Source organism: Nocardioides sp. J54, assembly GCF_000519005.1.
In the GTDB taxonomy this organism is placed as follows: Bacteria; Actinomycetota; Actinomycetes; order Propionibacteriales; family Nocardioidaceae; genus Nocardioides.
The window spans coordinates 1-12,652 of the sequence record NZ_JAER01000038.1 but is presented as its reverse complement, the minus strand read 5'-3'; the positions used below and the strand labels follow the sequence as shown (position 1 = coordinate 12,652).

General features: G+C 71.4%; 11 protein-coding genes. 10 read left to right on the top strand and 1 reads right to left on the bottom strand.

Annotated features, from left to right (window positions below; translation table 11 throughout):
• Nucleotides 1-56: 56 nt before the first annotated feature.
• From groL to NOCJ54_RS0118630, 10 genes are all read left to right on the top strand, one after another.
• Nucleotides 57-1,685, top strand: coding sequence for a chaperonin GroEL (gene groL / locus NOCJ54_RS0118675; RefSeq protein WP_028656707.1), 1,629 nt, complete (start codon nt 57-59; stop codon nt 1,683-1,685).
• Between the two features lie 259 nt (nt 1,686-1,944).
• Nucleotides 1,945-2,334, top strand: coding sequence for a RidA family protein (locus NOCJ54_RS0118670; protein ID WP_028656706.1), 390 nt, complete (start codon nt 1,945-1,947; stop codon nt 2,332-2,334).
• A gap of 208 nt (nt 2,335-2,542) precedes the next feature.
• Nucleotides 2,543-3,790 carry an MFS transporter gene (locus NOCJ54_RS0118665; protein ID WP_028656705.1) on the top strand — a complete coding sequence of 416 codons (1,248 nt, stop codon included), beginning with the start codon at nt 2,543-2,545 and terminating at the stop codon, nt 3,788-3,790.
• Complete coding sequence (locus tag NOCJ54_RS0118660) at nt 3,787-7,464, top strand: nitrate reductase subunit alpha (RefSeq protein ID WP_028656704.1); 3,678 nt, start codon at nt 3,787-3,789, stop codon at nt 7,462-7,464. The genes NOCJ54_RS0118665 and NOCJ54_RS0118660 overlap by 4 nt, the downstream gene beginning before the upstream one ends.
• Nucleotides 7,464-9,128, top strand: coding sequence for a nitrate reductase subunit beta (narH, locus tag NOCJ54_RS0118655; protein ID WP_028656703.1), 1,665 nt, complete (start codon nt 7,464-7,466; stop codon nt 9,126-9,128). Before NOCJ54_RS0118660 ends, narH begins: the two co-directional genes overlap by 1 nt.
• Nucleotides 9,125-9,784, top strand: coding sequence for a nitrate reductase molybdenum cofactor assembly chaperone (gene narJ, locus NOCJ54_RS26895; RefSeq protein ID WP_036518668.1), 660 nt, complete (start codon nt 9,125-9,127; stop codon nt 9,782-9,784). Before narH ends, narJ begins: the two co-directional genes overlap by 4 nt.
• A 2-nt stretch (nt 9,785-9,786) precedes the next feature.
• The gene (narI, locus tag NOCJ54_RS0118645; RefSeq protein ID WP_028656702.1) at nt 9,787-10,503 is read left to right on the top strand and encodes a respiratory nitrate reductase subunit gamma; all 717 of its coding nucleotides are present in this window, start codon (nt 9,787-9,789) and stop codon (nt 10,501-10,503) included.
• Complete coding sequence (locus NOCJ54_RS0118640) at nt 10,485-10,820, top strand: cupin domain-containing protein (protein WP_028656701.1); 336 nt, start codon at nt 10,485-10,487, stop codon at nt 10,818-10,820. The genes narI and NOCJ54_RS0118640 overlap by 19 nt, the downstream gene beginning before the upstream one ends.
• 59 nt (nt 10,821-10,879) lie before the next feature.
• The gene (locus NOCJ54_RS0118635; protein WP_036518666.1) at nt 10,880-11,494 is read left to right on the top strand and encodes a nucleotidyltransferase family protein; all 615 of its coding nucleotides are present in this window, start codon (nt 10,880-10,882) and stop codon (nt 11,492-11,494) included.
• Between the two features lie 9 nt (nt 11,495-11,503).
• Entirely contained in the window at nt 11,504-12,394 is an 891-nt protein-coding gene (locus tag NOCJ54_RS0118630; RefSeq protein WP_028656699.1) for an AAA family ATPase, read from the top strand.
• Nucleotides 12,395-12,411: 17 nt separating this feature from the next.
• On the opposite strand, the gene NOCJ54_RS30045 is transcribed toward NOCJ54_RS0118630, so the two are convergent.
• Nucleotides 12,412-12,652: hypothetical protein (locus NOCJ54_RS30045; RefSeq protein WP_028655970.1), on the bottom strand; the 241-nt coding region annotated here is incomplete at its 5' end.

The following is a 12,652-nucleotide window of genomic DNA, read 5'->3' as shown; positions in this document are numbered from 1 at the left end:
GCTGGCACTCTCGCCTTGAGAGTGATAACGGACATCGCGAAGGAATCGCAGGAGTTATGTCGAAGCTGATTGCTTTCAACGAGGAGGCCCGGCGTGGCCTCGAGCGTGGCATGAACACGCTCGCCGACGCCGTCAAGGTCACCCTTGGCCCCAAGGGCCGCAACGTCGTCCTGGAGAAGAAGTGGGGCGCCCCCACGATCACCAACGACGGTGTCTCCATCGCCAAGGAGATCGAGCTCGAGGACCCCTACGAGAAGATCGGCGCCGAGCTGGTCAAGGAGGTCGCGAAGAAGACCGACGACGTCGCCGGTGACGGTACGACGACCGCGACCGTCCTCGCCCAGGCGCTCGTCCGCGAGGGCCTGCGCAACGTGGCCGCCGGCGCGAACCCGATGGGCCTCAAGCGGGGCATCGAGGCGGCCGTGAGCGCCGTCTCCGAGCAGCTCCTGGGCATGGCCAAGGACGTCGAGACCCGCGAGCAGATCGCTGCCACCGCGACCATCTCCGCCGGCGGCGACGCCACCGTCGGTGACGCCATCGCCGAGGCGATGGACAAGGTCGGCAAGGAGGGCGTGATCACGGTCGAGGAGTCGAACACCTTCGGCATCGACCTCGAGCTCACCGAGGGCATGCGGTTCGACAAGGGCTACATCTCGGCCTACTTCGTGACCGACCCCGAGCGCATGGAGACCGTCCTCGAGGACGCCTACGTGCTCATCGCCAACAGCAAGATCAGCAACGTCAAGGACCTGCTGCCGCTGCTGGAGAAGGTCATGCAGTCGGGCAAGCCGCTCGTCATCATCGCCGAGGACGTCGACGGCGAGGCCCTGTCGACCCTGGTCGTCAACAAGATCCGCGGCACCTTCAAGTCGGTCGCCGTCAAGGCCCCCGGCTTCGGTGACCGCCGCAAGGCCATGCTGCAGGACATCGCCATCCTCACCGGTGGCCAGGTCATCTCCGAGGAGGTCGGCCTCAAGCTGGAGACCGCCGGTCTCGAGCTGCTCGGCCAGGCCCGCAAGGTCGTCATCACCAAGGACGAGACCACCATCGTCGAGGGTGCCGGCGAGCAGTCGCAGATCGAGGGCCGGGTCAACCAGATCCGCGCCGAGATCGAGAACTCCGACTCGGACTACGACCGCGAGAAGCTGCAGGAGCGCCTCGCCAAGCTGGCCGGCGGCGTCGCCGTCATCAAGGTCGGCGCGGCCACCGAGGTCGAGCTCAAGGAGCGCAAGCACCGCATCGAGGACGCTGTCCGCAACGCGAAGGCGGCCGTCGAGGAGGGCATCCTCCCCGGTGGTGGCGTCGCGCTGGTCCAGGCCGGTGCGAACGCGTTCGACAAGCTTGAGCTCGAGGGTGACGAGGCCACCGGCGCGAACATCGTGAAGGTCGCGCTCTCCGCCCCGCTCAAGCAGATCGCCATCAACGCCGGCCTCGAGGGCGGCGTCGTCGCGGAGAAGGTCGCCAACCTCCCTGCCGGTGAGGGCCTCAACGCGGCCTCCGGCGAGTACGTCGACCTGCTGGCCAACGGCATCATCGACCCGGCCAAGGTGACCCGCTCGGCGCTGCAGAACGCCGCGTCGATCGCCGCGCTGTTCCTCACCACCGAGGCCGTCGTGGCCGACAAGCCGGAGAAGGCCGCCCCCGCGGGCGACCCGACCGGCGGCATGGGCGGCATGGACTTCTGAGTCCAGCCCCACCCGCACCACAGCGAGGCCCCCGCCCACGGCGGGGGCCCGTTGTGCTTTTCCACCGCTCCGCAAGGACGGTCGAGACGTCACTTCTGGCCTGTTGAAGCGTCACTTCTGGCCCGTCGAGGCGTCACTTCCGGCTCGTCGAGGCGTCAGTTCTGGCTCGTCGAGACGTCAGTTCTGGCTCGTCGAGACGTCAGGTGCAGCGCTGCGCAATCCGGGTGCGGCGACGCCCGGTCCCGAGCAGGATGGGCGCATGCCTGTCGAGCTGCTGCGTGCCCCTGCCCTCGCCGACGACGTCCCCTACGCCTACGCCGCGCGGGCCCACGGCCTCGTCCTCACTGCGGGTGCCTGCCCGCTCGACGAGAGCGGTGCGGTCGCCCACGTGGGCGACGTCGCGGGGCAGGCACGCCTGGTGATGGCCAACCTCGTCACCGCCCTGGAAGCGGCGGGGTGCACGCTGGCCGACGTCGCCAAGTCCACCGTGTACGTCGCCTCGTCGGACCGCGCCGATCTGGTCGCGGCGTGGGGCGAGGTGCGCGCCGCGTTCGGCGACCACGACGCCCCCAGCACGCTGCTCGGCGTCACCGTGCTCGGCTACCCCGACCAGCTCGTCGAGGTCGAGGCGATCGCCGTCGCCCCCTGACGGTCCGCGCCTGATCGGCGCGAACCGGGACGGAGTCCCGCCCGGTGCCACCCGGACGGCCCGGGTCCTCGGCCCCGGGGTCGTCCCCGCCCCAGGTCATCTCCGCCTCAGGGACTTTTGCCCTGTTGCCGAGGGCCGTCCATGGGCCATGGTGGATGTCGAAGCTGTGGGGCCGGTCGAGGGAGCCCGGCACCCGGAGGAGGCGACGATGCGGACCACCGGACGAGCGCAGGGAGCCACCAGGGCGGCACGCCACACATCCGCCACCCCCTGGGTGATGCTGGGCATGGCGACGCTCGGCTTCGTCGTGAACTTCTGGGCGTGGGCCCTGCTGAGCCCGCTCGGCCCGCTGTTCCGCGACACCGGTGACCTGGGCGACCTCAGCGAGTCGGACGTCTCGCTGCTCGTGGCCGTCCCGGTCGTCGTCGGTTCGCTGGGACGCATCGTGGTCGGCGCGCTCACCGACCGCTTCGGCGGGCGGGTGATGTTCCCGCTCGTCTCGCTCGCGACCGTCGTGCCGGTCCTCTTCGTCGCGTTCTTCGCGCTCGACTCCTACGCGCTGCTGCTCGTCGGGGGCTTCTTCCTCGGGATCGGCGGCACGGCGTTCGCGGTCGGCGTGCCCTTCGTCAACGCCTGGTTCCCGCCGGAGCGTCGCGGCCTCGCGGTCGGCATCTTCGGCGCCGGCATGGGCGGCACCGCCATCAGCGCGCTGACGACCGTGCCGCTGTACGACGACGCGGGGGAGCGCGCGCCGTTCCTGATCGCCGCCGCCGTGCTCGTCGTGTACGGCGTCGTGGCGTGGCTCGTCCTGCGCGACGCGCCCGGTCGCACGGTGCCCTCGGCGCCGCTCGGGCAGCGGCTCGCTGCGACGGCGAGGCTGCGGATCACCTGGCAGGCGTGCGTCCTCTACGCGATCGCGTTCGGCGGCTACGTCGCGTTCTCGGTCTACCTGCCCGCCTACCTCAAGACCGCGCACGGGCTGACGGCGGCCGACGCGTCGAACCGGATGGCCGGCTTCGTCGTGGTCGCGGTGCTGATGCGTCCCGTCGGCGGCTGGCTCGCCGACCGGATCGGCTCGGTGCAGGTGCTCGGGGTCGGGTTCACCGTCGTCACGGTCTGCGCCGCCGTGGCCGCGGGGACGCCTCCCCTGGAAGCCGGCGGGACGGTGGCCTTCCTGGCCATGGCGGCCGCGCTCGGTGCGGCCAGCGGTGCGACCTTCGCCCTCGTCGCGCAGGTCACCGAGCCGAGCCGGGTCGGCGGTGTCACCGGGCTGGTCGGTGCCGCGGGCGGCCTCGGCGGGTTCGTGCCCCCGCTGGTCATGGGCTACGTCTACGGCCGCACCGACTCCTACGCGATCGGGCTGTGGCTGCTGGCTGTCGCTGCCGGCGCCGCGCTCGTCCTCACCTTCACCATCGTCAGCCGCACTGCCACCGCGCCGAAGGAGACTGTCGCATGACCGACCTCGAGTCCCGACTCCAGCGGGTGGCCATCGGGTCGCGCCGGTTCTTCACGAAGGCGGAGGTCAGCGACGACGCCCGGGCGCTGTTCAGGAGCGGTGGCCGCGAGGGCGACGTCTTCTACCGCGACCGCTGGAGCCACGACAAGGTCGTGCGCAGCACCCACGGCGTCAACTGCACGGGTTCGTGCTCGTGGAAGGTCTACGTCAAGGACGGGATCATCACCTGGGAGGCGCAGCAGACCGACTACCCGAGCGCTGGTCCCGACCGACCGGAGTACGAGCCCCGTGGCTGCCCGCGCGGGGCCGCCTTCTCCTGGTACACCTATAGCCCGACCCGGGTGCGCTACCCGTACGTGCGGGGCGTGCTGCTCGACATGTTCCGCGCCGCGAAGCAGCAGTACGGCGACCCGGTGGTCGCCTGGGGCTCGATCGTCCAGGACGCCGAGAAGGCCCGGGCCTACAAGCGAGCCCGGGGCAAGGGCGGCCTGGTGCGGGCCTCCTGGGACGAGGTGGTCGAGCTCGTCGCCGCGGCCCACGTCTACACCGTCAAGCGCTGGGGCCCGGACCGGATCGCCGGCTTCTCCCCGATCCCCGCGATGTCGCCGGTGTCGTACACGTCGGGGGCGCGCTTCCTCGAGCTCATCGGCGCGCCGATGCTCTCCTTCTACGACTGGTACGCCGACCTGCCGAACGCCTCGCCGCAGATGTTCGGCGACCAGACCGACGTCCCCGAGTCGGGGGACTGGTGGGACGCGGGCTACCTGATCATGTGGGGCTCGAACGTCCCGATGACCCGCACGCCCGACGCGCACTGGATGACCGAGGCGCGCTACCGCGGGCAGAAGGTCGTCGCGGTGGCGCCGGACTACGCCGAGAACGTGAAGTTCGCCGACGAGTGGGTCAGCCCGGCGCCCGGCACCGACGGCGCCCTCGCCCTCGCGATGGGACACGTCGTGCTCAAGGAGTACTTCGTCGATCGCGAGGTGCCCTTCTTCACCGACTACAACAAGCGCTACACCGACCTGCCCCACCTCGTCTGCCTCGAGCCGACCACGGACGGCGCCTGGCGTCCCGGGAAGTTCCTGGTCGCCGGCGACATCGACCACCCCGAGGGAGGCACCGAGAACGCGATGTGGAAGCCCGCCGTCCTCGACGCGACGACCCGCGAGGTGCGCATCCCCAACGGCGCCCTCGGGCACCGCTTCGGCGAGGAGGGGATGGGCCGCTGGAACCTCGAGCTCGGCGACATCGACCCCGCGCTGAGCGTGCACCAGCTCCGCGACGACGCCGTCGAGGTCGAGCTGCCGCGCTTCGACGCGGCGGACGGCAAGGTCCGCCACCACCGCCGCGGCGTCCCCGTGGTCCGCGTCGGCGACCGCCTCGTCACCACCGTCCTCGACCTGGCGCTGGCCCAGTACGGCGTCGCGCGCGACGGCCTCCCCGGGCAGTGGCCCGCCGGTGACGACGACCCGGACGGCGTCGCCACGCCGGCCTGGCAGGAGCAGCACACCGGCGTACCGGCCGCCCAGGTCCGGCGCCTGGCCCGGGAGTGGGCGCAGAACGCGATCGACACCCAGGGCCGCGGGATGATCCTGATGGGCGCCGGGGTCAACCACTGGTACCACTCCGACCAGATCTACCGGGCGATGCTGGTCCTGACCACGATCACCGGGTGCCAGGGCCGCAACGGCGGCGGCTGGGCCCACTACGTCGGCCAGGAGAAGGTCCGCCCCCTGATGGGCTTCCAGCACCTCGCCTTCGCCCTCGACTGGCACCGGCCGCCGCGCCACATGAACCAGACCGCGTACTGGTACGTGAACACCAGCCAGTACCGCTACGACACCTTCAGCGCCGACGACCTCGACGCCGGCACCGGCATCTTCGCCGGCAGCAGCGTCATGGACCTGCTGGCGCAGTCGGTGCGGCTGGGGTGGACGCCGAGCTACCCGACCTTCGACCGCAGCAGCCTGCAGGTCGCCGACGACGCGGCCGCCGCGGGGATGGAGGTGCCGGCGTACGTCGCGCAGCAGCTGAAGGAGGGGACGCTCCGCTTCGCGGTCGAGGACCCCGAGCACGAGGACAACCACCCCCGGATCCTCGACCTGTGGCGGTCCAACCTGCTCGGCAGCTCGGCCAAGGGCAACGAGTACTTCCTGCGCCACCTGCTCGGCACCGACAGCGCCGCGACCGCGCAGGAGGCGGCGCCCGACCAGCGACCGCGCACCGTCCGGTGGGCCGACGAGGCGCCCGAGGGCAAGCTCGACCTGCTGATGACCATCGACTTCAGGATGACCAGCAGCACCATCCTCAGCGACGTCGTGCTGCCGGCGGCCACCTGGTACGAGAAGCACGACCTGTCGACGACCGACATGCACCCCTTCGTGCACTCCTTCAACCCGGCGATCCCGCCACCGTGGGAGACCAAGTCGGACTGGGACGCCTGGCTGCTCGTCGCCAAACGGTTCTCCGAGCTCGCGGTCGACCACCTCGGCACCCGCCGCGACGTCGTCGCGAAGCCGCTGTGGCACGACACGCCCGAGGCGATGGCGACCGAGCACGGCGTGGTCAGGGACTGGCGGCTGGGCGAGTGCGAGCCGGTCCCGGGGCGCACGATGCCGGTGATCGCGGTCGCCGAGCGCGACTACACGGCCGTCCACGACAAGATGACGACGGTCGGCCCGCTGCTGGAGGGGGCCGGGATGCTCACCAAGGGCGTGCGGTACGACGTGCACCGCGAGGTCGACATCCTGCGCCAGCGCCACGGCGTGGCGGGCGCCGGCGCGGGTCGGGGCCAGCCGCGGCTGGAGACCGACGTGCAGGTGGCGGACGCGATCCTCCACCTCGCCGGGGTCTCCAACGGCCACCTGGCGACCCAGGGCTTCCGCTTCCTCGAGCAGCGCACCGGCACCCACCTGGCCGACCTGGCGGCCGAGCACGAGGGCAAGCAGATCACCTTCCGCGACACCCAGGTCGCGCCGGTCCCGGTGATCACCTCGCCCGAGTGGTCGGGCTCGGAGTCCGGTGGCCGCCGCTACAGCCCGTTCACGATCAACATCGAGCGGCACAAGCCCTTCCACACCCTCACCGGCCGGCAGCAGCTCTACATCGACCACGACTGGTTCCTCGGCACCGGCGAGATGCTGCCCACCTACCGACCACCGCTGGACATGACGGCCCTGTTCGGGGAGCCGCGGATCGGGGAGCAGGGCGAGCTCGGCGTCGCCGTGCGCTACCTGACCCCGCACAACAAGTGGTCGATCCACAGCGAGTACCAGGACAACCTCTTCATGCTCTCGCTCTCGCGCGGCGGCCAGTCGGTGTGGATGTCCGACCGCGACGCCGCGAAGATCGGCGTGCGCGACAACGACTGGATCGAGATGGTCAACCGCAACGGCGTCGTCGCCGCCCGCGCGATCGTGAGCCACCGGATGCCGGAGGGCACGGTCTACATGCACCACGCCCAGGACCGGCTCATCGACGTCCCGCTCACCGAGCGGGACCGCAAGCGCGGCGGCATCCACAACAGCCTCACCCGGATCCTGCTCAAGCCCAACCACCTGGTCGGCGGCTACGCGCAGCTCGCCTACTTCTTCAACTACATCGGACCGATCGGCAACAACCGTGACGAGGTCACGACGATCCGCAAGCGCACGGTGGAGGTCGAGTACTGATGCGAGTCATGGCCCAGATGGCGATGGTGATGAACCTCGACAAGTGCATCGGGTGCCACACCTGCTCGGTCACCTGCAAGCAGGCCTGGACCAACCGCACCGGCACCGAGTACGTCTGGTTCAACAACGTCGAGACCCGCCCCGGGCTCGGCTACCCGCGCACCTACGAGGACCAGGACCAGTGGCAGGGCGGCTGGATCCGCAAGCGCAACGGGCGGCTCGCGCTGCGCAGCGGCGGACGGCTGAAGAAGCTGGCGACCATCTTCTCCAACCCGAAGCTGCCGTCGATCGAGGACTACTACGAGCCCTGGACCTACGACTACGAGACCTTGCTCAGCTCGCCGCAGACCGACACCTTCCCGGTCGCCCGGCCGAAGAGCCTGCTGTCCGGCAAGGAAATGGACGTCGAGTGGTCGGCCAACTGGGACGACGACCTCGGCGGCTCGCCCGAGCACGCGGCACGCGACGTCATGCTCCGCGGGATCGAGGACAAGGTGCGCCTCGAGTTCGAGCAGACCTTCATGTTCTACCTGCCGCGGATCTGCGAGCACTGCCTCAACCCGTCGTGCGCGGCCTCCTGCCCCTCGGGCGCGATCTACAAGCGCGCCGAGGACGGCATCGTGCTCGTCGACCAGGACCGCTGCCGCGGCTGGCGGATGTGCGTCTCCGGCTGCCCCTACAAGAAGGTCTACTTCAACCACAAGACCGGCAAGGCCGAGAAGTGCACCTTCTGCTACCCCCGGGTCGAGGTCGGCATCCCCACCGTCTGCTCGGAGACCTGCGTGGGCCGGCTGCGCTACCTCGGCCTGGTCCTCTATGACGCCGACAAGGTGCTCGAGGCGGCGAGCATCGAGGACGAGCACGCGCTGTACGACGCCCAGCGGGCCTGCTTCCTCGACCCGCACGACCCCGCCGTCCGGCAGGCGGCGGCCGACGCCGGCATCCCCGCCGACTGGATCGAGGCCGCGCAGCGCTCGCCGGTGTGGCGGCTCATCAACGAGTACGAGGTCGCGCTGCCGCTGCACCCGGAGTACCGCACCATGCCGATGGTCTGGTACATCCCGCCCCTCTCCCCGGTCGTCGACGCCGTCCGCGACACCGGTGAGGACGCCGAGGACCGGGGCAACCTGTTCGCTGCCATCGACGCACTGCGGATCCCGGTCGAGTACCTCGCGAACCTCTTCACCGCAGGCGACACGGCCCCCGTCGACCGGGTGCTGCGCAAGCTCGCCGCGATGCGGTCCTACCTGCGCGACATCAACCTCGGCCGGGAGGTCGACGAGTCCATCCCCGCCGCGGTCGGGATGACGGGGGAGCAGCTCTACGAGATGTTCCGGTTGCTCGCCATCGCCAAGTACGACGAGCGCTACGTCATCCCGCCGGCGCACGCCGAGCAGGCGCACGCCCTCGAGGAGCTCGTCACCGACTGCCCGGTCGCGGAGCACGACGGCCAGTCGGGCCTGTTCGGCGAGGGCTCGGGCTACCCGACCCCCGTCGCGATCGAGAACTTCCGCATGCTGCAGGAGCGCCAGACCAGCGACACCCTGGCCGCACCGGACGACAAGGCGAGCCGCGTCAACCTGCTGAACTGGGACGGCAAGGGCGTGCCCGAGGGGCTGTTCCCGCCACGCAGCGACGGGAGCTCCGGAGGGAGGCCGGCATGAGGCGCCGTCGCAGCCGCCGCGACGTGCGGCCGGTGTGGGCCGCGTGCGCAGCGCTGCTGGACTACCCGACGGCCGGGCTGCAGGCCGCGCTCGACGACATCGAGGCGCTGGTCCCCGGGGACGCCGACCTCGCCGGCCTGGCCGACCACCTGCGGCGTACCCCGCTCACCGCCCTGCAGGAGCAGTACGTCGCGACCTTCGACCACACCCGCAAGTGCGCCCTGCACCTGACCTACTTCGCCCACGGCGACACCCGCCGGCGTGGCCGGGCGCTGCTGCGCTTCAAGGAGGTGTACCGCAACGCCGGCGTCACGTGGGACGACACGACCGGCGAGCTGCCCGACCACCTGTGCGCCGTGCTCCAGCTCGGTGCCACGGTCGACGTGGACGTGGCCGCGCAGCTGCTCGCCGACCACCGGGCCGGCGTCGAGATGCTGCGGCTCGCCCTGACCGGGTGGCGCAACGACGACGGCACCACCGGCTCCCCGTGGGCCGGCGCCCTGGTCTCCCTCTGCGCCACGCTGCCGGAGCTGCGCGGCGACGAGGCGGAAGCCGTGCGCCGCCTGGTGGAGCAGGGGCCGCCGGCCGAGGAGGTCGGCCTCGACGGCTACGGACCGCCGCTGATCGCCCCTGCGACGCTGAAGGTGAGGGCCTGAGCATGGACGTCTTCTTGTGGGTGATCGTGCCGTACCTCTGCCTCGCGACCTTCGTCGTCGGGCACTTCTGGCGCTACCGCTACGACAAGTTCGGGTGGACCACCCGGTCCTCGCAGCTCTACGAGAACCGCCTGCTGCGGCTCGGCTCGCCGCTGTTCCACTTCGGCATGCTGGGCGTCGTGGGCGGCCACGTGATCGGCCTGCTGGTGCCCCGCAGCTGGACCGAGGCCATCGGCGTCGACGACCACCTCTACCACCTCGTCGCCGTCGTCGGTGGCCTCGTGGCGGGCGTGATGACGGTGGTCGGGATGGCGATCCTCGTCTACCGGCGACGCACGGTCGGGCCGGTCTTCTCCGCCACGACCCCCATGGACAAGGTCATGTACGCCTTCCTGGGCGCCGTGATCGTGCTGGGGATGTGGAACACCGTCGCGGGGTCGATCTTCACGCTCGGCGGGGAGTACAACTACCGCGAGGGCGTGTCGATCTGGTACCGCTCGTTCCTCGCCTTCCAGTCCGACGCCGCCCTCATGGCCGACGCCCCGATCGGGTTCCAGCTCCACGCCCTGGTTGCCTTCGGCCTGTTCGCGCTGTGGCCGTTCACCCGGCTGGTGCACGTGTTCAGTGCCCCGCTCGGTTACCTCACCCGGCCCTACATCGTCTACCGGAGCCGCGACGAGCGGTTCGGAAGGAGCACGCCATGGAGTCCACGAACCTGACCGACCTCGCCGTACGGCAGCTCGACGCCGCGCGGGAGGCGTCCAGCGGCCGGGCCGCGGTCACGGTGCACGGTGGCCGGGAGCACCGGTTGCGGCAGACCGTCATCGCCCTGCGCGCCGGGGAGCGGCTCGGGGAGCACGACGCACCGGACGAGGCAACGCTGCAGGTCCTCGAGGGCGAGGTCGCCCTGCACGCCGGCGGTGACACCTGGCGCGGACGCGTTGGCGACCACCTCGCCATCCCGCAGCAACGCCACGACCTCGAGGCCCTCAGCGACGCCGCGGTGCTGCTCACCGTGTCCAACCACGAGCGCTGAGGTCCGGCCGCCAGCCGGCAGGCCTGTCCGGAGTTGCCGGGCGGCATAGGCTCGGCCACGTGGCCCACGGACTGCTGCTCGCGGCCGGCGCCGGCACCCGGATGGGGATGCCGAAGGCGCTCGTGCGCGACGACGCCGGGCGGCCCTGGCTGACCCGGGCCGTCGCGGTGCTGCTCGACGGCGGCTGCCCCCAGGTGACCGTCGTGCTCGGCGCCGCCGCCGACGAGGCGCAGCAGCTGCTAGCGCGGAGCGAGCCGGGGGACGAGCTGGTGGACGCGCGGGTGCACGTCGTCCGTTCCCGGGCGTGGCAGTCCGGGATGGGCGCCTCGCTGCGCACCGGGCTGCGCTCGCTCGCCGACGCCGGCACGACCACCACTGCCGCGCTCGTGCACCTCGTCGACCTGCCCGACGTCACCGCGGAGGTGGTGGCGCGGGTGCTCGAGCACAACACCGGCGACCCGGCGGCGCTCGCCCGGGCGTCGTACCTCGGCCGGCCGGGGCACCCGGTGCTGATCGGCCGTGACCACTGGGCCGGCGTCAGCGACTCCGCAGCCGGCGACCGTGGGGCGCGGCGCTACCTCTCCGTCCACGACCCGTGGCTGGTCGAGTGCGGCGACCTGGCGTCCGGCCGGGACGTCGACGAGCCAACCTCGGACCAACGGCCGGCTCAATAGCCTCGCGCCATGGACGCCCGTGTCGCCGAGCTGTCGCGCCGGTTGGGGGAGACCGGCTACCTGTGCGACGACGACCTCGCGACGGTGCTCTTCCTGTCGCTGGAGATGGGCCGCCCCCTGCTGCTCGAGGGCGAGCCGGGCACGGGCAAGACAGCGCTGGCCGAGGCGATCTCGACCGCGCTGGAGCGGCCGCTCATCCGGCTGCAGTGCTACGAGGGCATCGACGCCACGCAGGCGCTCTACGACTGGGACTTCCCGCGCCAGATCCTGCACCTGCGCGCGATCGAGGCGGTCGTCGGCGGTGGGGGCGAGCGCGGGGCCGCGCAGGTCGAGGAGGCCGAGAAGAGCCTGTACGACGAGCGCTTCCTGCTCGCCCGGCCGGTGCTGGCCGCGCTGCAGCAGAGCCCGGCGGTGCTGCTGATCGACGAGGTGGACCGGGCCGACGACGAGTTCGAGGCCTTCCTGCTGGAGGTGCTCTCGACCTTCCAGGTCACCATCCCCGAGCTCGGCACGGTGCAGGCCGCGGTGCCGCCGACGGTGGTGCTGACCTCCAACCGCACCCGCGAGCTGCACGACGCGCTGAAGCGACGCTGCCTCTACCACTGGATCGACCACCCCGGGCTGGAGCGGGAGGTCGCGATCGTCCGCTCCCGCGCGCCGGAGGTCAGCGCCGAGCTGGCCGGGCAGGTGGTCGGTGTCGTGCAGCAGCTGCGGGCCGGTGGCGACCTGCTCAAGCCGCCCGGGGTCGCGGAGACCCTCGACTGGGCCCGCGCGCTGCAGCACCTCGGTACGGTCGAGCTCGACGTCGAGACCGCTGCCCGGACGCTGGGGGCGCTGGTGAAGTACCGCGACGACGCCGCCCGTGTGAGCGCCGCGCTGGACCGGATGCTCGCGCGATGAGTAGCCCTGTGTCAACGTCAGGCCGCTTCGACACCGCTGAGCAGTGCCTGGAGGGCGCCGTGCTGGTGGGGGTCGTAGGCGGTCTGGTTCTGCCAGCATCGCCAGATCACGCCGAGCCAGGCGCGGGCCAGGATGCGGGTGGCGTGGGGGTGGTCCTTGCCGCGGGCGAGGGCGTCGTTGTAGATCTTCGCGGCCCAGGGGTTGGCTCGGCGGGAGTCGCCGGCGAAGTCGCAGACGGCGTCGCGGAGCTCTTTGTTG